Raw genomic sequence first — 19,110 nt, 5'->3', positions numbered from 1 at the left:
GCGCTGAGCGGCATCAGACTTCCAAGCGAAGGGCGCCATGCATGGCGCGGCCCCGCGGTCAGGTCTTGCAGGGGCCGGCCCCGCGGTCAGGTCTTACAGGGATCGGGCAAGCGGTCAGGGCACCGCGCGTGCCGGCACCGGCGGCATCGCATCGGTCAGGCGGGCCGTCTCGCCCGAGAGCCGCCAGCGGAACACCGCCTCGCTGGCCAGCACCCGCTGCACGTAGTTGCGGGTCTCGCGGTAAGGCATCGAGTCGACCCAGGCGTCGGCCGGCAGCGCGCCCTGTTCCGGCAGCCAGCGGTCGACGCGCGTGGGGCCGGCGTTGTAGGCGGCCGTGGCGAGCACGCGGTGATCGCCGAAACGGCCCAGCATCTGTGCGAGGTAGGTGATGCCGAGGGCGATGTTGGTTTCCGGGTCCACCAGCATGGCGGCGCCGCCCCAGGGCAGGCCGGCCTCGCGCGCCAGCTGGCGGCCGGTGGCCGGCATCAGCTGCATCAGCCCGAGGGCACCGGCGACGGAGCGCGCGTCGGGAATGAACAGGCTCTCGCTGCGGGCCACGCCGAGGGCCCAGGCGGTATCGATGCCGGCCTGGCCGCTGTACTGCTCGAAGGCGGGTTGCCAGGCGAGGGGGAAGCGCAGCCCGAGGTCGTCGTTGGCGCCGGCCACGGTGGCCGCGGTGATGGCGCGGGAATGCCAGCCCCAGCGGCTGGCGAGGATGCCGGCCTGGGCGCGCGCGGCCGGGTCCAGTTGCGTGAGCACGTCCTGCCACTCGCCGCGGCCGTAGGATTCCAGCCCGACCAGGAACAGCTCGCGGCTGCGCCGCACGTCGGGACGCTGCGCCAGCGCGGCCAGCACGTCGTCGCGCGGCGCAGTCGGGGCGTCCTGCCAGGCGTAGGGGGCATTGAGGTGGTCGGCGGCGAGGAAGCTGTAGTAGCCGCGCTCGCCGGACAGGGTGGCGTACACGGCCCGCGCCTCGTCGCTGCGGCCGGTGCTCTCGAGCAGGCGCGCGCGCCAGTAGCGCCAGGTCGGTTCCTGCGCCTCGGCTGCGGGCATGGCGTCGAGGGCGCGCTCGAGCGCGGCCCAGTCCTGCGCGCGCAGCGCGATGCGCGCGCGCCAGGCGCGGGTGTCCTCGTCCTGTGCCGCCGCCGGCAGCGCGTCGAGGAGCCCGGCGGCGCCGGGCAGGTGCCGCCAGGCGTGGATCAGCGCGATGCGCTGCTCGATCTCGGCGCGGGCGGCGGTGCTGAAGCTGAAGCGATCGCGGAAATACGGCCAGCGCCCGGCGGCGATCTCCGGGTGGGTGGCGGCGAGACGCCGGAACCCGTAGTGCAGCAGCTCGCGCCCTTCCGGCGTGTCGTGCCAGCTTGCCGGGCGGACCAGCCGGCCGAGCGGATCCTCGTGCATCTCCTGCCGGCGGGCGATGGCCGCCAGCTCGCTGTCGCCCAGGGGCCGGGCCAGCCAGCGGGCCAGGCGGAACTCTCCCGCCTCGAGCGCGAGCTGGACGCGGGCGCGGCGGGTGGCCGGGTCGATGCCGCCCTCGCGCTGCAGCCAGGCGAAGGCCGGGTCGCAGGCCTCGGGCTGGCTGGCCGGGGCCAGCCAGCGCTGCCGCACGGCGGCGGCCAGCCCGTCGAGGCGTCCCAGCGCCAGGCGCGCGCTGAAGGCATGGCACGCCAGCACGGTGTCGTCCGCGCGGGCGAAGTGGGCCTCGTACAGGGCGAGGTATTCGGCCCAGCGCTGGCGGCTGGCGAGGGAGCGGGCCCACTGGCGGCGCAGGCCGGGCGCGAAGCCGAGCCCCTCGTGCGCCGCGAGGAAGGCGCCGACCTCGGCGTCGTCGATCCGGCCGAGCCGGGTGCGCAGCCAGGCCGCCCGCAGGTCGGGCAGCAGTACATAGCCCTGGAGATCCCCCAGCAGCGGCTCGACTTCGCCCCAGCGGCCGGCTTCGGCCAGCGGCAGGGCGCGGCGGAACACTTCGCGCTGGGCTTCGAGCCGCGCCTCCGCGTCCAGCGCCGCGCCGGCCGGCTGGCCCGCGGCGAGCAGCACGAGGAAGATCAACAGTGGGCGCAGCGGCATGTGGTCGGCCTCCATGGCACGGCGGCAGCCTCGCAGGGCTGGTGGCGAACCATTATGCTCCCGCCACTGCCGTTCACAACCGGAGCGCGGATGCCGACGCCGCTGGTCATGTTGCTGCTGTTCCCGGCCATCGGCGCCGTCTCCGGCCTGCTGGCCGGGCTCTTCGGCATCGGCGGGGGGCTGGTGATCGTGCCGGCGCTCAACGCCGCCTTCGTGGCGGGCCTGGTGGCGGTGGACCCCGCGATCCGCATGCACGTCGCGATCGGCAGCTCGCTGGCGGTGATCGTCTTTACGGCCCTGTCCTCGGTGCGGGCGCACCACGGCTACCGCGCCGTCCTGTGGCCGGTGGTGCTCGGCCTGGCGCCGGGCATCGTGGTCGGCGGCCTGCTCGGCGCGGCGCTGGCCGACGCGCTCGCCACGCGGGCGCTCGAGTTGTGGTTCGGCGCCTTCGTGCTGCTGATGGCGGCCCAGCTGGCGCTTGCGCCGCGGGTGCAGGCCGCCGGCGGCGCCGGCCTGCCGGGACCGGGGCGGAACCTGGCGGCGGGCACCGGGATCGGCGCCGTCTCGGCGCTGGCGGGCATCGGGGGCGGCATCATGACGGTGCCGTATCTCGCCTGGCATGGCGTGCCGCTGCACCAGGCCGTGGGCACGGCCGCCGCCTGCACGCTGCCCGTGGCGCTGTCCGGCGCGGTGGGCTATGCGCTGGCGGGCCAGGGCGCCGGGACGCCGGCCTTCTCGACCGGCTACCTGTTCTGGCCGGCTGTCCTCGGCATCGCGGTGGCGGCGATCCTGACGGCTCCCCTGGGGGCGCAGCTGGCGCACCGGTTGCCGGTGCGCCAGCTGCGGATCCTGTTCGCCGTGCTGCTGGTCGTCGTCGCCGCCGACATGCTGCGCGGCTAGCGCCGGCCGTTAGCGGATCGGCAGGATCAGGTTGGCGTTGCCGCGCCGGATGTTGAGCAGCAGCGAGCCGCTGTCGGCGTACTGCTGCAGGTCGGCCAGGCTGTCGACTTTCTGCCGGTTCACGCCGGTGATCAGGTCGCCCGGCCGCAGGCCGCGCTGGGCGGCGGGGCTGCCCGGCATCACGTTGGTCACCAGCACGCCGGCCTGGCCCTCGTAGTCCGGCGAGCTCTCGTCGAGCGTCTCCAGTTCGGCGCCCTGCAGGCCCGGGTGCAGGTCCTCGGCGGCCAGCTGCGCGCTGACCGCCTGCTCGCCGAGCTTGGCGCGGAGGGTCCGCTCGCGCCCGTCGCGGACGATCTCCAGCGTCACGGTGTCGCCGCTGCGCTTGAGCCCGATGGCGTTGCGCAGCGCGTTGGCGTCGGCCACCGCCTCGCCGTCGACCTTGCGGATGATGTCGCCGGCCTCGACGCCGGCCTGCTCGGCGGCGGAGCCGGGCAGCACCTGGGACACCAGCGCGCCCTTGTTGTCCTTGATGCCGTAGGCCTCGGCGATGTCCGGCGTGATGGTGTAGATGTTCACGCCCAGCAGCCCGCGCCGCACCTCGCCGAACTCGAGCAGCTGGTCCATGACGCTGCGCGCCATGTTGCTCGGAATGGCGAAACCGATCCCGATGTTGCCGCCGCCGCGGGAAATGATCGCGGAGTTGACGCCCACCAGCTCGCCGCGCAGGTTGACCAGCGCGCCGCCGGAATTGCCCGGGTTGATCGAGGCATCGGTCTGGATGAAGTCCTCGTAGCCTTCCGGGTTGATGCCGGAGCGGCCGAGGGCGCTGATGATGCCCGAGGTCACGGTGTGGCCGAGGCCGAAGGGGTTGCCGATGGCGAGGACGAAATCGCCGACCTGGGCCGCGGCGGAGTCCGCCATCCGGATTTCGGTCAGGTTGTCGGCCTCGATGCGCAGCAGCGCGATGTCCGACGCCGGGTCGGTGCCGATGATCTCGGCCTTGTAGTTGCGGTCGTCCTGCAGCGTGACGTCGATCTCGTCGGCCCCGTCGACCACGTGGGCGTTGGTCAGCACCAGGCCTTCCTTCGCGTCCACGATCACGCCGGAACCGGCGCTCTGTGTCTGGCGGCGGCGCGGCTGGTCCGGCATGTCGAAGAAGCGGCGGAAGAACGGGTCGTCCATGAAGGGGTTGTTGCCGCGCAGTTCCACGCTGCCGCGGGTGGCGATGTTGACCACGGCCGGCGACGTGCGCTCGACCACCGGGGCCAGCGACGGCAATGGGGTGCCGTCGACCACGGCGGGGAGCTGGGCAGTTGCGGGCATTGCGGCCGTCAGGGTCGCCAGCGCCGCCAGGATGGCGAGTGAGCGTGAAATCATGGGAGGGGTCCCTCCAGGTGGTAGTCCGGTAAATATAGTCAGGATAGACGATGCCGCTGCGACCAAAAGGGTCGCAGCGGCTCGCTTCGGGGGGGATTCGACCGGCGCCGGCGCCGTCAGTTCACCTTGACGCTGATCCGGCGCGGCATCACCCGCTCGTGCTTCGGGATCACGACCTCGAGCACGCCGTTGGTGCTGGCGGCGGTGATGCCTTCGGCATCGGCGGTGTCGGGGAGGGTGAAGCGACGGAAGAAGCGGCCGGCGATGCGTTCCACGCGGCGGTAGCCGTTCTCCTCGTCACCCCGGGTCTCCTCGCGCGACCCGCTGATGGTCAGCACGCCGTTCTCCATCGTGACCTCGATATCCTCCGGTTTCACGCCCGGGATATCGGCGTGCAGGAGGAAGCGGTTCTCTTCCTCGCGGATGTCCACCGGCGGCGTCCAGTTGGCGACGCTGGCGCTGGTCTCGTCGAGGCCGAGGCGCTGCTCGAACAGGCGGTCGATGTCTTCGTGCAGGGACCGCATCAGGCCCCAGGGCTGGTAACGAATGAGGCTCATGGTTGACCTCCTTTGAGGGATCGGTTGGATTGGCTCATGGCCCGTGAAATAGGGGCTCGGCGCCGTTTTTCAAGGCCCCGGAAGCGCCATTCCGGGCCGTTTTGGCGCCCCGCCGAGACACAACATCTAGTGTCGCGGTGCAGCATCAGCTTTTTTTCCATGATCCGCCCGAAAACCATAGATGATTTCTATAAAAGATCTGTAACTAACTGTTTTTTAATAAAACATAACGTCATGGCGATTTACCGCAAAGTGCTTGACAGCACCCCCTCAGGCCCTTAACTTAACGCTCCCGTAACACAACATCTTGTGTTTAGCCGTCGTCGCCGCCACAGGCGGCCCGCAGGGAAGGCAAATACCAAGGCAAGCATCGCCCGGGGGGGTTCAAGGCATAATGAAAACCGCGCTTCAAGAACAGGTGATTCCGGTGGAGTCCGTCAACGACATCCCGTTCCAGGCTGCATCCCTGGATATTTGGGAGAAGAAGTATCGCCTCGTCGCCAAGGACGGGACGGTGCTCGACCAGACGATGGACGACACCTATCGCCGGATCGCGCGGGCGCTCGCGGACGTGGAGCCGGAAGACCGCCGGCAGCACTGGTACGAGCGCTTCACCTGGGCGCTGCAGAACGGCGCCATCCCCGCCGGGCGCATCGTCTCCAACGCCGGCGCCCAGGCGCACAAGCCCGCCACCTCGACCATCAACTGCACCGTGTCCGGCACCATCCGCGACTCGATGGACGACATCCTCGACAAGGTGCACGAGGCCGGCCTGACCCTGAAGGCGGGCTGCGGCATCGGCTACGAGTTCTCCACGCTGCGGCCCCGCGGCGCCTATGTCACCGGCGCCGGCGCCTACACCTCGGGCCCGCTGTCGTTCATGGATATCTACGACAAGATGTGCTTCACCGTGTCCTCGGCCGGCGGCCGCCGGGGCGCGCAGATGGGCACCTTCGACGTCGGCCACCCGGACGCGATGGAGTTCGTGCGCGCCAAGCGCGAGAACGGCCGGCTGCGCCAGTTCAACCTGTCGCTGCTGATCACCGACGAGTTCATGCAGGCGGTGGCTGCCGACGAGCAGTGGCGCCTGGCCTTCCCGATCAGCCTCAAGGAGCTGAAGGACGAGGCGCTCGACCTCGACGACGAGGAGACGGTGGTCTGGCGCGAGTGGCCGACCGACGGCGACTACGTGCGCAACGACGCCGGCCTGGTGGCCTGCAAGGTCTACAAGACGGTGCCGGCCCGCCGCATGTGGGACGTCATCATGACGTCGACCTACGATTTCGCCGAGCCCGGCTTCGTGCTGATCGACCGGGTCAACGAGATGAACAACAACTGGTTTTGCGAGAACATCCGCGCGACCAACCCCTGCGGCGAGCAGCCGCTGCCGCCCTACGGCTCGTGCCTGCTGGGCTCGGTCAACCTGACCCGCTTCGTGGTCGATCCCTTCACCCCCGAGGCGCGCTTCGACTGGGAGCGTTTCCGCGAGGTGGTGCAGGTCTTCACCCGCATGCTGGACAACGTCGTGGAGGTCAACGGCCTGCCGCTGGGCCCGCAGCGCGACGAGATCTTCCGCAAGCGCCGCCACGGCATGGGCTTCCTGGGCCTGGGCTCGACCATCACCATGCTGCGCATGAAGTACGGCGACAAGGCCGCGGTGGCGTTCACCCAGGACGTATCGCGCGAGCTGGCGCTGGCCGGCTGGGAAACGGCGCTGGAGCTGGCCCGCGAGAAGGGCCCGGCGCCGATCATGGAAGAGGAGTTCACCGTCACCGAGGAGATGCTGCGCAAGCGCCCCGAGATGCGGGCGGACGGCTGGCGCGTGGGCTCGCGCATCAAGGGCCGGATCCTGCATGCCCGCTACAGCCGCTACATGCAACGGGTGGCCGACGCCAGCCCCGAGCTGGTGGACGAGCTGGCCGAGGTCGGCGCGCGCTTCACCCACCACAGCTCGATCGCGCCGACCGGCACCATCTCGCTGTCGCTGGCCAACAACGCTTCCAACGGCATCGAGCCCTCCTTCGCGCACCACTACTTCCGCAACGTGATCCGCGAGGGCCGCAAGAGCAAGGAAAAGGTGGACGTGTTCTCCTTCGAGCTGCTGGCCTACCGCGCCCTCGTCAACGAGCGCGCCATGCCGACCTCGGACGACCCGCAGGAGCAGCTGCCGGACTATTTCGTCACCGCCGACGACATCACGCCGCGCCAGCACGTGGACATCCAGGCTGCGGCGCAGATGTGGGTGGATTCCTCGATCTCGAAGACGGCCAACGTGCCGACGGACTATCCCTACGAGGACTTCAAGGACATCTACACCTACGCCCACGAGCAGGGCCTGAAGGGCTGCACCACCTTCCGCTTCAATCCGGCCGCTTTCCAGGGCGTGCTGGTGAAAGAGCAGGACCTGAAGAACACCACCTACGTGTTCGAACTCGAGGACGGCAGCACGGTCGAATTGAAAGGCGACGAGGAAGTCGAGTACGACGGCGAGATGCACACTGCCGCGAACCTGTTCGACGCCCTCAAGGAAGGCTATTACGGCAAGTTCTGAGCCGCGCGCCCGTCGCGCCCCGGAACCCCCGCCGCCACCCCCCCAGACACAGGATTACCGCTCATGGCCGCAATGAAGATTGGCAAGAAGATCGTCGGATACCACGTCGCCAAGCCGGAAGAGAAGCCGGCGGCGCCGAAGCCGCGCGTGGAGGAGGGGACCGAAGGCAAGGTCATCCGGATGCACGAGAAGCTCGAGCGCCCGGAGATGCTCATCGGCGCCACCTACAAGATCAAGCCGCCGGTGGCCGAGCACGCCATGTACGTGACCATCAACGACATCGTGCTCAACTACGGCACCGAGCACGAGAGCCGGCGTCCTTTCGAGATCTTCATCAATTCCAAGAACCTCGACCATTACCAGTGGATCGTGGCGCTGACGCGGATCATGTCCGCGGTGTTCCGCAAGGGCGGCGACGTGACCTTCCTGGTGGAGGAGCTGAAGGCGGTGTTCGACCCCCGCGGCGGCTACTGGAAGCCGGGCGGCAAGTACATGCCCTCGCTGATCGCCGAGCTGGGCGAGGTGGTGGAGAAGCACCTCGTCAGCATCGGCATGATGCCGGCGCCGGGGCTGGACGAGCACCAGCGCGCGCTGATCGAGCAGAAGCGCGCCGAGTTCGAGGCCCGCGGCGCGCAACAGGACGCCTTCGCCGAGAACGCCTTCCCGGAGGGGGCGCAACTCTGCGCGAAGTGCAACACCACGGCCGTCGTCATGATGGACGGCTGCATGACCTGCCTGAACTGCGGCGACTCGAAGTGCGGCTAGCCGGGGACTGTCCCCGGGACTGTCCCCACCAGCGCGGACGCCGGCCGGCCGGTTCGTTGTCGCAGCCCAGGCGGCTCCCCGGCTGACCAGGACGCCGCGCCCGGGCGCGAGTTCAATGTGACTCTCAGTCGCTCGTGTGAAGCTGCCGCGGGCCGCGGTAAACTCCCGCCATGCCGCAGCCCCGCCATCCCGCCCGCCTTCGCTTCCCGCTCTTCGCGCTGTTCCTGCTGCTCGGCTGGCAGGCCGCCGCCGCCTGCAACCCGGCGCCGCCGCGGCCGCCCATCCTGCAGGGCTATACCTACGACGCGATGGCGGCGGGCGCGCTGCTGCGCGACGCCGATGCCGTGGTGAGTGCGCGACTCGTCTCGCGCATCGACCTGCAGCTGGCGCCGGGCACGGCGCCGGCGGGCGACACCGCCAGCTATGTCTTCGAGGTCATCGAGGGCTGGCAGGCCGAGCGCCCACAGCGGCTGGTGCTGGCCGGCGTGTGGGTGGACTGCGAGCTGCCGCTCGAGCGGGGGCAGGTGTTCCTGCTCTATCTCGCTGGCGAGCGGCTGCTCCATGCGGTGCCCGCCGAGGCGCTGTCGTTCGAGTTCGACCTGCTGGGGGACCCGGCGTGGTTCTACGACGCCGGCGGTCGCCTCGTGCGCCTGGAGGAAGAGTGACGCCACGCGTCCGGCGCGCGCGCCACTGCGGCCTGCTACTGGCCTGCTGCCTGGTGCCGGGGGGGCCCGCCGCGACGGCGCCGGCCGCCACCGCCACCGCCACCGCCACCGCCACCGCCACCGCCACCGCCACCGCCGAAGCGGACCTGGTCGCCGACCTCTCGGGCATCTCGCTGCGCCAGGCGCGGGTGATCGGGCTGCTGATCGAGTCGGCCCGGGCGATCGACGAGCTGTACCAGCGCCAGCTGGCGCCCGGCGGCTTCTATCCTGCCGACATGGGGCGCGCCGAGTTCGAGGCCTGGGCCGATCCCGGGGCCCAGCCGAAGGCGCGCGATCCCCACCATGCCGTGCGGCGCGGTCCCGACGGCGGGCTGGTGGCCGTGCCTTACCACGAGGCCTGGCCGCATGAGCTGGGCACCGTGGCGCGGCTGCTGGCCGAAGCCGCCGAGATCACCGCGGACGAGACACTCAAGCACTACCTGGCCCTGCGTGCCCGCGCCCTGATCGTGGGGGACTATCCCCGCGCCGACGCCGCCTGGCAGGCCGTGCGCAACAGCGACGTGGACCTGCTCATCGGCCCGCTCGGCGCCGATGCGGACCGCGACTTCGGCCTCAAGGCCGGGTTCGGCGCCTACGTCCTGCTGCGCGACTGGGCCTGGGGCGCCCGCGTGGCGCGCTTCAAGGTCTTCCTGCCCGAGCTCCAGCACGAGCTGCCGGTGTCGGCGGCCTTCCGGGACGAGGTGCCGCAGGTGGACGCCAAGCTCGCGGTCTACGACCTGCTGTACCACGGCGGCTACGGCATGCCGCCCGCGGCGGGGCGGCCGGACTCGGTGCGCGACGGGCGCGTGCGGCTGGAACGGGGGCCGCGCCAGCTGCAGCTGCGCAACGTCATGCGGGCGCGGTTCGAGACCCTGGTCGAGCCGGCCGCCGCGCTGCTGCTGGATCCCGCGCAGCTGGATGCAGTCCGCTTCGAGCCCTTCTTCCTCAACCTGATGCTGCGGGAAATGGCCCATGCGCTCGGGCTGAGCCGGACCGTCAGCACCGGGGAGCCGGTGGCCGTGGCCCTGGGGATCCACGCCGAGGCCATCGAGGAGGCCAAGGCGATCGTGCTGTCGCTGTGGCTGGCCGAGCGGCTGCACGCGCGCGGCGAGCTGCCGGACACGACCCCGCTCGAGCATTACGCCAGCTTCCTCGCCGGCAGCCTCCGCACGCTGCAGCTCGATCCCGGCTCGCCGGCCGGCCGGGCGCGGCTGCTGGTCTTCAACCACTGTCGCGACCGGGGCGCGATCCGGCGCGACCCGGCGACCGGCCGCTACCGGATCGACGCGGCGGCGATGCCCGCGGCCCTGGCGGCCCTGGCCGCCGAGCTGCTGACCCTGCAGGGCAGCGGGGACCGGGACGGCGCGGGCGAGTTGCTGGCTTACGGGGCGACCCTGCGGCCGGAGCTGGCCGCGGATCTCGAGCGCCTGGCGGCGGCCGGGCTGCCGGACCGCATCGCCTTCCGCCAGGGCCCGGCGCTGCTCGGGCTGTGAGCGTCCGTTACAATGCCGGCCGGACACCTCCCGGAGGAAACGCCATGAAGGCATGGTGCTGCCTGCTGGTCCTGCTGCCGGTGCTGCTCGCCGCCAACCCCGTCCGGGCCGACCGGGCCCAGGGCGGCGTGGCCGAGGCCTACCCGATGGCGGACGAGCTGGTGGTGTTCAAGGCGGAGCGCCGCCTCGAACTGCGGCGCGGCGGCGAGGTGCTGCGCAGCTTCCCCATCGCCCTCGGCGGCAGCCCCGAGGGCCACAAGGCGCAGGAGGGGGACCAGCGCACGCCCGAGGGCCGCTACCTGATCGAGGGACGCAACCCGAACAGCGCCTTTTTTCTCGCCCTGCGGGTCTCTTATCCGAACGCCACGGACGCGGAGCGGGCCCGGGCGCGCGGCGTGAGCCCGGGCAACAACATCATGATCCACGGCCTGCCGAACGAGCCCGAGCATCCCTCGCGCCAGTACCTGCAGGCCGACTGGACCGACGGCTGCATCGCGGTGAGCAACGCCGCGATGATCGACATCTGGCTGTCGGTCGAGGACGGCACGCCCATCACCATCCTGCCCTGAACCGGATCCCGCCTTGGACAAGCTTCCCGACAGTGTCACCGTCTACCCGCTCGGCAGCATGGACCTCCTGTCCCAGCTCGAGGTCGCGAAGCTGCGCGACATCGGCGCGGGCGAGGTCCGGGAGCGCTTCCGGCGCTGCGCCCTGGCGGTGCTCAACACCGGCAGCGACTTCGACGACGCCCGCGCCGTCTACGAGCACTTCGCCGATTTCGACATCGAGCTGCTGCAGGTGGAGCGCGGCATCCGCCTGCGCCTGGTCAACGCCCCGGCCCAGGCCTTCGTCGACGGCGAGCTGATCCGCGGCATCCGCGAGCACCTGTTCGCGGTGCTGCGCGACGTCATCTACTACAGCACCGAGATGGAGCAGCGCGCCGAGGCCGACGCGCCGGCCCGGATCACCGACATGGTGTTCCAGCTGCTGCGCAACGCGCGCGTGCTGCACACCCGCGTGGAGCCCGACGTGGTGGTGTGCTGGGGCGGGCATTCCATCGACCGCGAGGAATACGACTACTCGAAGGCCGTCGGTTACCACCTCGGCCTGCGCGGGCTCAACGTCTGCACCGGCTGCGGGCCCGGCGCCATGAAGGGGCCGATGAAGGGCGCGGCCGTGGCGCACGGCAAGCAGCGCATCAAGGACGGACGCTACATCGGCATCTCGGAGCCGGGGATCATCGCCGCCGAGCCGCCGAACCCGCTGGTCAACGAGCTGGTCATCATGCCGGACATCGAGAAGCGGCTCGAGGCTTTCGTCCGCTTCGGCCACGGCATCGTGGTGTTCCCGGGCGGCGTCGGCACGACCGAGGAGCTGTTCTTCGTGCTCGGCGTGCTGCTCAACCCGGCCAACGGCGACCTGCCCTTCCCGGTCGTGCTGACCGGCCCGGCGGAGGCGGCGCCCTATTTCGAGCAGGTCGACGCCTTCCTGCGCGGCACGCTGGGCGCGGCCGCGGCGCAGCGCTACCAGGTCGTGCTGGGCGACCCGGAGAAGGTCGCGCGGCTCATGCGCGAGGGGTTGCGGGAGGTGCGCAATTTCCGGCGCGACCAGGGCGACGCGTGGTACTTCAACTGGCGCCTGCGGATCGAGCACGAGTTCCAGCAGCCCTTCGAGCCGACGCACGAGGCCATGGCCGCCCTCGACCTGGGCGGCGCGCAGCCGCCGCACCTGCTGGCCGCCAACCTGCGGCGCGCCTTCTCCGGCATAGTCGCCGGCAACGTCAAGGACGACGGCATCCGCCGCATCGAGGCCCACGGCCCCTTCGAGCTCCGCGGCGAGCGGCAGGTGATGCAGCAGCTGGACCGGCTCCTCGAGGCCTTCGTGACCCAGCAGCGCATGCGCCTGCCGGGCGTGGAATACCACCCCTGTTACCGCCTCGTGACCTGATCCCCGCCTGCGCGTGACGCCCTTCACACTACCGCGGTCGAAGTTGTGCATCGGCACCCGGGTGTGACCCCCGTCACGGTGGCGCGCGCGGGCCCGTCGCCAGAATGGCGCCCTGTTCCATGCACAAGGCTGCTTCCATGGCGGGATCAACGCGCAAGCGCCAGGGGCCGAAGAACCGGCTGCCGGTGGCTGCTGCGGGCATGCCCGGAGTGGCTGCCCGGCTCGCGCCGCTCGGTCGCCGCCCGCCCGTGCTGGAGGAAGATTCCATTTACACCCTGCGCGGCTACAAGGCGTGGGCGGCCCGCGTGAAGGCCGCCTGGGACGCCGAATCGTGAGCCGCCGCCAGCCGCCCCCGGAGGGCGACGCGATGACGGAAGACGCTGTGCAGCGCGCCGGCGAGGCGTGCGGCCCGTCCACACTCGATGCCTGGTCCTGGGTGGCCCGCGCGCGCGCGGCTGCCAGGCGCGCGGTCGAGCCGGCCGGCCCGGCGCCGGAGGGAGACGCGCATGAGTCCGACAACAGCGCGGAGGCCCGGCCCGGCTAGGGTCGCGGCACCCGGCGCCGGCGCGAGACTGTCGTGCCGGCCCTGAGCCTGTTGCTGCTGCTGCCGCTGCTGGCCCTGGTCGGCTGGCTGGCGCGCGCCCGCCGCCTGCGCGGGGCCCGCCGGCGCCGGATTCACGACGTGCTGCTGCAGACCAACTCCGGGGACGATTGCTTCCTGGCCGACACCCTGGACGCGCTGCCGTTCCCGGCCGAGAAATACCTGCGCCACGCGCTCGTGCCGGGCGCCCCGCTGCCGCGCTCGGCGGATATCCGGCTGCGCGGGACCCTGCGGGTCGGCCCCGACGACTGGGTGCCCTTCGAGGCCCGCGAGCGGGTCAATGCCGAGCGGGGTTTCGTCTGGGAATCCCGGATCGGGGTGGTCGGGCGCATGATGCTGGAGGGCGCCGAATGGCTCCTGGTCGACGAGGCCGGCGCGGCCTATGCCCTGGCCGACTGGGTGCCGGCCGTGGAGCGCAACGGGCCGGAGCTGGCCCGCTCGGCGGCCGGGCGCCTGCTGGTGGACCTGGCCTGGCTGCCGGCGGCGCTCACGCCGCAGCGCGGCGCCCGCTGGAGCCGTGGCGACAACCAGCGGGCTGTGGTGACCATCCCGGGCCATGCCACGCCCATGACCGTGGCGATCCGCGACGACGGCCGTCTGCTGGAGGTCAGCCTCCTGCGCCGCCGGGTCGGGCCGGACGGGCGCTCCTCGCTGGCGTCCTACGGCATGGTGGTCGAGGCCGATGCCCGCTTCGGCGACCTCACGGTGCCGAGCGAGCTGGTGTTCGCCTGGGGCATCGGCACCGACGACCGCTACGACTTCATGCGCGTGGTCGTCGAGAGCATCGACTGGCTGTAGCGCGCTTGCGCGGGACGAGCTCCCTGCACTAAGGTGCCGGCTTTCCTTGATCGAATGCCGCTGCAGGAGCACCCATGCGCCGATTTGCCATGCTGACTGCGACTTTTCTCGCCCCCGCGCTGACGGGGTGCGGTCCCGGGGCCGAAGGCCCCGCCCAGATGCCGGCCGAAGCGCCCGCCGAGCTCGTGATCATCGAGCTGGCCGCGGGCGAGGGCCCGGCGATCGCCGCCGGCAGCACCGCCGTGGTGCATTACACCGGCTGGCTGTTCGACCCGGCGGCCGAAGACCGCAAGGGCGCCAAGTTCGACAGCTCGGTCGACCGCGGCCAGCCCTTCCGTTTCCCGCTCGGGGCGGGCCGCGTGATCCGCGGCTGGGACGAGGGCGTGGCCGGCATGCAGGTCGGCCAGAAGCGCACGCTGATCATCCCCCCGGACCTCGGCTACGGCAGCCGCGGCGCCGGCGGCGTGATCCCGCCGAACGCCACGCTGGTGTTCGACGTCGAGCTGCTGGGGATCGAGTAATGGCGCTCGGCCAGCGCAGCGTCGCGGCGCTCGCCGCGGCGGTCATCCTCCTGTCGTCGGGCGCGGCTGACGCCGCCACCCTGATCCACGCCGGCCGGCTGATCGACGGCCGCGCCGACCAGGCGGCGGGGCCGTCCACCATCGTGGTCGAAGGCGAGCGCATCGTGGCCGTGGAAGCGGGTCATCGCGCACCCGGGCCGGGCGACCGGGTCATCGACCTGTCGGACGCCACCGTGCTGCCGGGGCTGATGGACATGCACACCCATGTCTCCAGCGAGAACAGCCGCAACTCCTACATCGAGCGCTTTACCCAGGACGCGCCGGAAGTCACGCTCCAGTCCACGGTCTATGCGCGCCGGACGCTGGAGGCCGGGTTCACCACCATCCGCGACCTCGGCGACCGCTACAACGTCTCCATCGCCCTGCGCGACGCCATCGCAGGCGGCAAGGTGGTCGGCCCGCGCATCTTCACCTCCGGCAAGTCCATCGCCACCACCGGCGGGCATGCCGACCCGACCAACGGCTGGGCCGAGCACATCGCCGGCGACCCGGGACCGCGGGAAGGGGTGATCAACGGCGTGGCCGACGCGCGCAAGGCCGTGCGCCAGCGCTACAAGGACGGCGCCGACCTGATCAAGATCACCGCCACCGGCGGGGTGATGAGCCTGGCGAAGAACGGCCTCAACCCCCAGTTCAAGGAGGACGAGCTCGAGGCCATCGTCGACACCGCACGCGACTACGGTTTGCGCGTCGCCGCGCACGCGCACGGCGCCGAGGGCATGAAGCGCGCCGTCGAGGCCGGCGTGTACTCCATCGAGCACGGCACCTTGATGGACGACGAGGTGATCCGGCTGATGAAGAAGCACGGCACCTGGTACGTGCCGACCATCCACGCCGGCAAGTTCGTGGCGGAAAAGGCGGAGGAGCCCGGTTACCTCCCTGACGTCGTGCGGCCGAAGGCGGCGGCGATCGGGCCGCAGATCCAGGACACCTTCGCCAAGGCCTACCGGGAGGGCGTGAACATCGTCTTCGGCACCGACTGCGGCGTGGGCCCGCACGGCACCAACGCGCGCGAGTTCGGCTTCATGGTCGAGGCCGGCATGCCGCCGATGGAGGCCATCCAGTCGGCGACCTCGGTGGCGGCGAAGTTCCTCGGCATCGAGGACCGGCTCGGCACCATCGAGGCGGGCAAGCTGGCCGACATCATCGCCGTGGAGGGCGACCCGCTCACCGATATCGGCGCCATGAGCGAGGTGCGCTTCGTGATGAAGGAAGGCATGGTGTATCGCAACGACGCCTGGAGCCCGGCCGGATCGTGAACCGGCCGCTGCAGTTTTTGGGCTTCGCCGGCGCCGCCACCATGGTGGTGCTGGCGCTGATGGTCGGCGTGCTGTGGGGCTTCGGGCTGCTGGACCAGCCCGAGGACGAGCTCGAGACGCACCCGGTCGAGCTGCTGTCGCGGACCGACCGGGTCGACCTGGGCGCGCTGCTGAGCCGCGAGCGCCCCGACCCGACGCCGCCCCCGCCGCCGACCGTCGAGCCGCTGGAAATTCCCGCGCGCCAGGTTTCGGGTTTCGTCCAGCTCGAGGTCGAGACCGATGCCGAGGGGCGCGTCGTCCGCGCCGAGGTGGTGAACGCGCTGCCGGCCGGGGTCTACGAGGCCCGGGCGCTGCGCCAGGTGGAGCAGCGCCGCTACCCGCCGCGCGAGGGCGGCGGCAGCTACGTCGAAGTGGTGCCGTTCCGGGTCAGCCCGGACGAAGTGCCGCCGCAGCCCTGAGTCAGGCCGCCGGCACGTCCGGGTTGAGCGAGTAGAGCCCGGTCACCTTCGCGCTGGCCAGCACGTGGCCGATCAGCGCCGTCTCCACCTCGTCGGGGCTGAAGGCGCCCTCCACCGGGCAGCGCTCGAGGTCGGTGGCGTACAGCACGAAGTGGTAGTGGTGCGGGATCTCGTCGTTCCACGGCGGGCAGGGGCCGTCATAGCCGAGGTACACGCCGCCCATTTCCTCGTCGCCCTCGAACCAGGCCGTATAGTCGTTGCGGCCCTGGCGCGAGCCCTTCGGCCCCAGCGGCGAGCCCTTGCCCCGCGCGACCACGCCGTTGCTGCAGCTGCCCTCGGCGATGCTGCCGGGCTTGGGCGGCAAATCCACCATCACCCAGTGATAGAACTTGCCGCGCGGCAGCGAGGCCGGCACGGTCCGTCCTTCCTGGTTGACGTCGTCCGGCTTCGTCGGCACGTCGTCGTCGACGCAGACCAGCACGAGGGTCTTCGTGCCGTCGGGCAGGTCCGCCCAGCGGATGCCGGGGTTCAGGTTCCGGCCCAGCCGCACGTGGTTGTCCGGGTCCTGCACCCCGAAGGCGAACTTCTCCGGGATGGCCTTGCCGTCCTCGATGCCTTCGACGATCAGTTTCATCGCTTCAATCTCCTTCAGTCAGGACGAGGCGCAGCTCCTCGACCGCCCAGGCCAGCAATGCCATCGGGATTGCCAGGGGCGGCGCCAGCCGGACCACCGTCTCGTGGGTTTCCTTGCTCAGCAGGCCGCGCGCCATCAGCCGCTCGACCACGGCGCGCGCGGTGGACCGCTTGGGGTCGATCTCGATGCCGATGAACAGCCCGCGGCCGCGCACCTCGCGTACCAGGGGGCTGTCGATGCCGCGGAGTTCCTCCAGCAGCCAGGCGCCCTTGGACGCGCTCTCCTCGACCAGGTTCTCGTCCTCGAGCACCTGCAGGGCCTCGAGCCCGACCGCGGCCGCCAGCGGGTTGCCGCCGAAGGTGCTGCCGTGGTCGCCGGGACGGAACACTTCCATCAGCTCGCGCCGGGCGAGGAACATGGAAACCGGCAGCACGCCGCCGCCCAGGGCCTTCCCCAGCACCAGCCCGTCCGGCTGCACGCCCTCGTGCTCGCAGGCGAGCAGCTTGCCGGTCCGGCCGAGCCCGGTCTGGACTTCGTCGGCGATCAGCATCACGTTGTGGCGGCGGCAGATCTCGGCGCAGGCCGCGAGGTAGCCGTCCGGCGGGATGACGATGCCGCCTTCGCCCTGGATCGGCTCCACCAGGAAGGCGGCGGTGCGCGGCGTGATCGCGGCCTCGAGCGCGGCCGCGTCGCCGTAGGGCACCGTCTTGAGGCCGGGCGGGAAGGGGCCGAAGCCCTCCCGGTACTGGCGCTCGGTGGACAGCCCGCAGATGGCGATGGTGCGACCGTGGAAGTTGCCCTCGCAGGCGATGATTTCCTGCTTCCCGTCGGGGACGCCCTTGACCTGCCAGGCCCACTTGCGCGCGGCCTTGAGCGCCGTCTCCACCGCCTCGGCGCCGGTGTTCATCGGCAGCGCCATGTCCTGGCCGGTGAGGCGGCAGATGCGCTCCAGGAAGGCGCCGAGCCGGTTGCTGTGGAAGGCGCGCGAGACGATGTTGAGCGAGCGGGCCTGCTCGACCAGGGCATTGACGATGCGCGGATGGGCGTGGCCGTGGCTGACGGCCGAGTAGGCGCTCATCATGTCCAGGTAGCGATTGCCCTGGTCGTCCCACACGTAGTGGCCTTCGCCGCGCACCAGCACCACGGGCAGCGGGTGGTAATTGTGCGCGCAATGGCGCGACTCCAGCTCGATCAGCGGGTGCATGGGGTCCTCGCCTTCGGGCATCCTATGGGACATGACCGCATTGTACCGTGACCAGCCGTGGCGCCCGCCACGGCCGCAAAACGTCGTGATTCCGGGGCCGGCCGGCCCGCTGGAAGCGATTGTCGAGGACCCGGCCGAGGAGGGCGGCGGGGAACCCCCCGCGCTGGCGGTGGTCTGTCATCCTCACCCGCTCTACCAGGGCACCATGCGCAACAAGGTGGTGCACACGGTCGCGCGGGCGGCCAACCGGCTCGGGGCGCCGTCGGTGCGCTTCAACTTCCGCGGCGTCGGCGCCAGCGCCGGCGGCTGGGACGAGGGCCGCGGCGAGACCGAGGATGTGCTGGCGGTGATCGAGTGGGCGCGCCGGCGGTGGCCGGACCGGCCGCTGTGGCTGGCCGGCTTTTCCTTCGGCAGCTACGTGGCGCTGCAGGCGGCCGCCGCGGCCGCGCCCGCCGCGCTGGTGACCGTGGCGCCGCCGGTGCAGCGCTTTCCCCTCGGGGAGGGCCCGGCGCCGCGGCTGCCCTGGCTGGTGGTGCAGGGCCAGGCCGACGAGCTGGTGGACTGGCAGGCGGTACAGGCGTGGGTCGAGGCCCGCCCACAGCCGCCGGAGCTGGTGCTGCTGCCGGAGACCAGCCATTTCTTCCATGGCCGGCTGAATGAACTGCAGGCCGCGGTGCAGGATTTCCTGCAGCGCACGGCACGAGGAAGCGAGGCATGATCGAGCGACTGAAGGCATTGCTGCACGACGCGCTGGGCGGGGCGCCGGGCGAGACGGACGGGCCGCCCGGGCACGACCTGCGGCTGGCCACCGCGGCCCTGCTGCTGGAGATGGCGCGGGCCGACCGCGGCGAGACCGAAGAGGAGCGGAACGCCGCGGGCTTGGTGCTGGCCGAGCATTTCGCGCTGGAGCGGGAGGCGGCCGAGTCGCTGCTGGCGCAGGCCGACCGCCGGCTCGAGCACACGGTCTCGCTCTACGAGTTCACCCGGGTGCTGAACGATACCCTGGCGCCGGAGGAGCGGCGCGAGGTGGTCCGCATGGTGGCCGAGGTGGCGGCCAGCGACGGCCGCTTCGACTCGCACGAGCAGCACCTGCTGTCCAAGCTGGCGGACCTGCTGCACCTGCGCCGGGCGGAGTACGCAACGATAAGGGCGTCCGTACTGCGCAGTACGGACGCCCCGGAATAAGCAGGGCCCGGCACTGCCCGGGCCCGCAG

20 protein-coding genes are annotated in these 19,110 nt (G+C 71.3%); 15 read left to right on the top strand and 5 right to left on the bottom strand.

Features of this window, described 5'->3' with window-relative positions:
* Window positions 1–114: 114 nt before the first annotated feature.
* The gene (locus G6N75_RS04675; RefSeq protein WP_165347079.1) at window positions 115–2,067 is read right to left on the bottom strand and encodes a transglycosylase SLT domain-containing protein; all 1,953 of its coding nucleotides are present in this window, start codon (window positions 2,065–2,067) and stop codon (window positions 115–117) included.
* Window positions 2,068–2,157: 90 nt separating this feature from the next.
* On the opposite strand from G6N75_RS04675, the gene G6N75_RS04670 reads away from it, so the two are divergent.
* Window positions 2,158–2,967 (top strand): sulfite exporter TauE/SafE family protein, encoded by an 810-nt coding sequence (locus tag G6N75_RS04670; RefSeq protein ID WP_165347077.1) that lies wholly within the window; start codon window positions 2,158–2,160, stop codon window positions 2,965–2,967.
* A 9-nt stretch (window positions 2,968–2,976) separates the two neighbouring features.
* On the opposite strand, the gene G6N75_RS04665 is transcribed toward G6N75_RS04670, so the two are convergent.
* The gene (locus tag G6N75_RS04665) at window positions 2,977–4,344 is read right to left on the bottom strand and encodes a DegQ family serine endoprotease (protein ID WP_206202921.1); all 1,368 of its coding nucleotides are present in this window, start codon (window positions 4,342–4,344) and stop codon (window positions 2,977–2,979) included.
* Between the two features lie 116 nt (window positions 4,345–4,460).
* Window positions 4,461–4,901, bottom strand: coding sequence for an Hsp20/alpha crystallin family protein (locus G6N75_RS04660; protein ID WP_165347075.1), 441 nt, complete (start codon window positions 4,899–4,901; stop codon window positions 4,461–4,463).
* 394 nt (window positions 4,902–5,295) lie between these two features.
* Between G6N75_RS04660 and G6N75_RS04655 the strand changes: the two genes are divergently transcribed.
* The 12 genes from G6N75_RS04655 (at window position 5,296) to G6N75_RS04600 (ending at window position 16,058) form a co-directional block, all read left to right on the top strand.
* A complete protein-coding gene (locus G6N75_RS04655) occupies window positions 5,296–7,452 on the top strand; it encodes an adenosylcobalamin-dependent ribonucleoside-diphosphate reductase (protein ID WP_165347073.1) in 2,157 nt (718 codons plus the stop codon).
* Between the two features lie 63 nt (window positions 7,453–7,515).
* Window positions 7,516–8,217: an NrdJb gene (locus tag G6N75_RS04650; RefSeq protein WP_165347070.1), complete on the top strand. Its 702-nt coding sequence runs from the start codon at window positions 7,516–7,518 to the stop codon at window positions 8,215–8,217.
* 170 nt (window positions 8,218–8,387) lie between these two features.
* Window positions 8,388–8,882 carry a hypothetical protein gene (locus G6N75_RS04645; RefSeq protein ID WP_165347068.1) on the top strand — a complete coding sequence of 165 codons (495 nt, stop codon included), beginning with the start codon at window positions 8,388–8,390 and terminating at the stop codon, window positions 8,880–8,882.
* Window positions 8,879–10,414 (top strand): hypothetical protein, encoded by a 1,536-nt coding sequence (locus tag G6N75_RS15440; RefSeq protein WP_165347065.1) that lies wholly within the window; start codon window positions 8,879–8,881, stop codon window positions 10,412–10,414. The genes G6N75_RS04645 and G6N75_RS15440 overlap by 4 nt, the downstream gene beginning before the upstream one ends.
* A 44-nt stretch (window positions 10,415–10,458) precedes the next feature.
* On the top strand, window positions 10,459–10,983 hold the full coding sequence (locus G6N75_RS04635) for a L,D-transpeptidase family protein (RefSeq protein WP_165347062.1): 525 nt from the start codon (window positions 10,459–10,461) through the stop codon (window positions 10,981–10,983).
* A 13-nt stretch (window positions 10,984–10,996) separates the two neighbouring features.
* A complete protein-coding gene (gene ppnN / locus G6N75_RS04630) occupies window positions 10,997–12,361 on the top strand; it encodes a nucleotide 5'-monophosphate nucleosidase PpnN (RefSeq protein ID WP_165347060.1) in 1,365 nt (454 codons plus the stop codon).
* 119 nt (window positions 12,362–12,480) lie between these two features.
* Complete coding sequence (locus G6N75_RS04625; RefSeq protein ID WP_165347058.1) at window positions 12,481–12,696, top strand: hypothetical protein; 216 nt, start codon at window positions 12,481–12,483, stop codon at window positions 12,694–12,696.
* A gap of 32 nt (window positions 12,697–12,728) precedes the next feature.
* The gene (locus tag G6N75_RS04620; protein WP_165347056.1) at window positions 12,729–12,905 is read left to right on the top strand and encodes a hypothetical protein; all 177 of its coding nucleotides are present in this window, start codon (window positions 12,729–12,731) and stop codon (window positions 12,903–12,905) included.
* Between the two features lie 33 nt (window positions 12,906–12,938).
* Entirely contained in the window at window positions 12,939–13,760 is an 822-nt protein-coding gene (locus G6N75_RS04615) for a DUF6544 family protein (protein WP_165347054.1), read from the top strand.
* 74 nt (window positions 13,761–13,834) lie between these two features.
* On the top strand, window positions 13,835–14,281 hold the full coding sequence (locus tag G6N75_RS04610) for an FKBP-type peptidyl-prolyl cis-trans isomerase (protein ID WP_165347051.1): 447 nt from the start codon (window positions 13,835–13,837) through the stop codon (window positions 14,279–14,281).
* On the top strand, window positions 14,281–15,600 hold the full coding sequence (locus tag G6N75_RS04605; RefSeq protein WP_165347049.1) for an amidohydrolase family protein: 1,320 nt from the start codon (window positions 14,281–14,283) through the stop codon (window positions 15,598–15,600). Before G6N75_RS04610 ends, G6N75_RS04605 begins: the two co-directional genes overlap by 1 nt.
* A complete protein-coding gene (locus tag G6N75_RS04600; protein ID WP_165347047.1) occupies window positions 15,597–16,058 on the top strand; it encodes a hypothetical protein in 462 nt (153 codons plus the stop codon). The genes G6N75_RS04605 and G6N75_RS04600 overlap by 4 nt, the downstream gene beginning before the upstream one ends.
* Window position 16,059: 1 nt before the next feature.
* On the opposite strand, the gene G6N75_RS04595 is transcribed toward G6N75_RS04600, so the two are convergent.
* Both G6N75_RS04595 and rocD read right to left on the bottom strand, forming a co-directional pair.
* Window positions 16,060–16,692 carry a YbhB/YbcL family Raf kinase inhibitor-like protein gene (locus tag G6N75_RS04595; RefSeq protein WP_165347045.1) on the bottom strand — a complete coding sequence of 211 codons (633 nt, stop codon included), beginning with the start codon at window positions 16,690–16,692 and terminating at the stop codon, window positions 16,060–16,062.
* Window positions 16,693–16,696: 4 nt separating this feature from the next.
* Window positions 16,697–17,929, bottom strand: coding sequence for an ornithine--oxo-acid transaminase (gene rocD / locus G6N75_RS04590; RefSeq protein ID WP_276611227.1), 1,233 nt, complete (start codon window positions 17,927–17,929; stop codon window positions 16,697–16,699).
* On the opposite strand from rocD, the gene G6N75_RS04585 reads away from it, so the two are divergent.
* Both G6N75_RS04585 and G6N75_RS04580 read left to right on the top strand, forming a co-directional pair.
* Window positions 17,928–18,614: an alpha/beta fold hydrolase gene (locus G6N75_RS04585; RefSeq protein WP_165347043.1), complete on the top strand. Its 687-nt coding sequence runs from the start codon at window positions 17,928–17,930 to the stop codon at window positions 18,612–18,614. The genes rocD and G6N75_RS04585 overlap by 2 nt on opposite strands.
* Window positions 18,611–19,081: a TerB family tellurite resistance protein gene (locus G6N75_RS04580; RefSeq protein WP_165347040.1), complete on the top strand. Its 471-nt coding sequence runs from the start codon at window positions 18,611–18,613 to the stop codon at window positions 19,079–19,081. The genes G6N75_RS04585 and G6N75_RS04580 overlap by 4 nt, the downstream gene beginning before the upstream one ends.
* The last annotated feature ends 29 nt before the right edge of the window (window positions 19,082–19,110 follow it).

The organism is Thioalkalivibrio sp. XN8 (assembly GCF_011058255.1).
Classification (GTDB): domain Bacteria; phylum Pseudomonadota; class Gammaproteobacteria; order Steroidobacterales; family XN24; genus XN24.
The sequence above is the reverse complement of the archived record's forward strand: the minus strand, read 5'-3'. Positions and strand labels throughout refer to the sequence as shown.

Excerpts from the sequence above, each read along its gene's own strand:
- G6N75_RS04675 (WP_165347079.1), bottom strand. The coding sequence starts at position 2,067 with ATGCCGCTGCGCCCACTGTTGATCTTCCTCGTGCTGCTCGCCGCGGGC.
- G6N75_RS04670 (WP_165347077.1), top strand. The coding sequence starts at position 2,158 with ATGCCGACGCCGCTGGTCATGTTGCTGCTGTTCCCGGCCATCGGCGCC.
- G6N75_RS04665 (WP_206202921.1), bottom strand. The coding sequence starts at position 4,344 with ATGATTTCACGCTCACTCGCCATCCTGGCGGCGCTGGCGACCCTGACG.
- G6N75_RS04660 (WP_165347075.1), bottom strand. The coding sequence starts at position 4,901 with ATGAGCCTCATTCGTTACCAGCCCTGGGGCCTGATGCGGTCCCTGCAC.
- G6N75_RS04655 (WP_165347073.1), top strand. The coding sequence starts at position 5,296 with ATGAAAACCGCGCTTCAAGAACAGGTGATTCCGGTGGAGTCCGTCAAC.
- G6N75_RS04650 (WP_165347070.1), top strand. The coding sequence starts at position 7,516 with ATGGCCGCAATGAAGATTGGCAAGAAGATCGTCGGATACCACGTCGCC.
- G6N75_RS04645 (WP_165347068.1), top strand. The coding sequence starts at position 8,388 with ATGCCGCAGCCCCGCCATCCCGCCCGCCTTCGCTTCCCGCTCTTCGCG.
- G6N75_RS04635 (WP_165347062.1), top strand. The coding sequence starts at position 10,459 with ATGAAGGCATGGTGCTGCCTGCTGGTCCTGCTGCCGGTGCTGCTCGCC.
- G6N75_RS04625 (WP_165347058.1), top strand. The coding sequence starts at position 12,481 with ATGCACAAGGCTGCTTCCATGGCGGGATCAACGCGCAAGCGCCAGGGG.
- G6N75_RS04620 (WP_165347056.1), top strand. The coding sequence starts at position 12,729 with ATGACGGAAGACGCTGTGCAGCGCGCCGGCGAGGCGTGCGGCCCGTCC.
- G6N75_RS04610 (WP_165347051.1), top strand. The coding sequence starts at position 13,835 with ATGCGCCGATTTGCCATGCTGACTGCGACTTTTCTCGCCCCCGCGCTG.
- G6N75_RS04605 (WP_165347049.1), top strand. The coding sequence starts at position 14,281 with ATGGCGCTCGGCCAGCGCAGCGTCGCGGCGCTCGCCGCGGCGGTCATC.
- G6N75_RS04595 (WP_165347045.1), bottom strand. The coding sequence starts at position 16,692 with ATGAAACTGATCGTCGAAGGCATCGAGGACGGCAAGGCCATCCCGGAG.
- G6N75_RS04585 (WP_165347043.1), top strand. The coding sequence starts at position 17,928 with ATGACCGCATTGTACCGTGACCAGCCGTGGCGCCCGCCACGGCCGCAA.
- rocD (WP_276611227.1), bottom strand. The coding sequence starts at position 17,929 with ATGTCCCATAGGATGCCCGAAGGCGAGGACCCCATGCACCCGCTGATC.
- G6N75_RS04580 (WP_165347040.1), top strand. The coding sequence starts at position 18,611 with ATGATCGAGCGACTGAAGGCATTGCTGCACGACGCGCTGGGCGGGGCG.